At 63.5% G+C, this 727-nt stretch carries 1 pseudogene; it reads right to left on the minus strand.

The features are described 5' to 3' along the window. Positions 1–565: pseudogene (locus JF66_RS19310) on the minus strand (ATP-dependent helicase); the annotation flags it as partial. Between the last annotated feature and the right edge of the window lie 162 nt (positions 566–727).

Below are 727 nucleotides of genomic sequence, written 5' to 3' on the forward strand. Positions count from 1 at the left end.
AAGGACGGTCGCCACGAGGCGCGCGGTCGTTGTACGACGGACGATCGTTGCTGCGGGCCGGACGGTCGTTGTTGTAGGAAGGACGGTCGGTGCGCGGTGCGCGGTCGCCGTAGGACGGACGCTCGGTGCGGGGACGGTCATTGCCGTACGACGGACGATCGTTGTTATAGGAAGGACGGTCGCCACGAGGCGCGCGGTCGTTGTTGTAGGCCGGACGGTCACCACGAGGGGCACGGTCGTTGTACGACGGACGGTCGCTGTTGCTGCGAGCAGGGCGATCGCTGTTGCGGTCGTTGTTGTAGGCGGGACGCGATCCGGTGGACGGACGGTCGGTGCGTGCACCATACGAGGGGCGGTCGCCGTAGCTGCCGCGATCGCTCGCGGGACGCTCTGCGGCGCGGGATGCGCGCTCGTCGGCGTTCCAGCGCTGCTTCTTGGGCGCGCCTTCGTCGGCCTTGAAGCCACGGTGTGAGGGGCTTTTGCTGCCCTGGTTGTTGGATCCGCCACGGTTCGGGCCGCTTTTGGAAGCGTATTTCGGATCGTAATTGTTCTTGCTCTGAGGCATAGAGATATTCCTGGGTTGTGTTCAGTACATGGCAGAACAACGACGCACTCGCGACGTAACTGAGAACCCGGGCAGTCTATGGCCGGGGCCGTTCACATACAGTGATTTTCCCCAGCGGATTACTGAGGAACCGGCCCAACTTGACTTACAAACCCATCCGCG

The sequence above is a fragment of the Cryobacterium sp. MLB-32 genome (assembly GCF_000738085.1).
In the GTDB taxonomy this organism is placed as follows: domain Bacteria; phylum Actinomycetota; class Actinomycetes; order Actinomycetales; family Microbacteriaceae; genus Cryobacterium.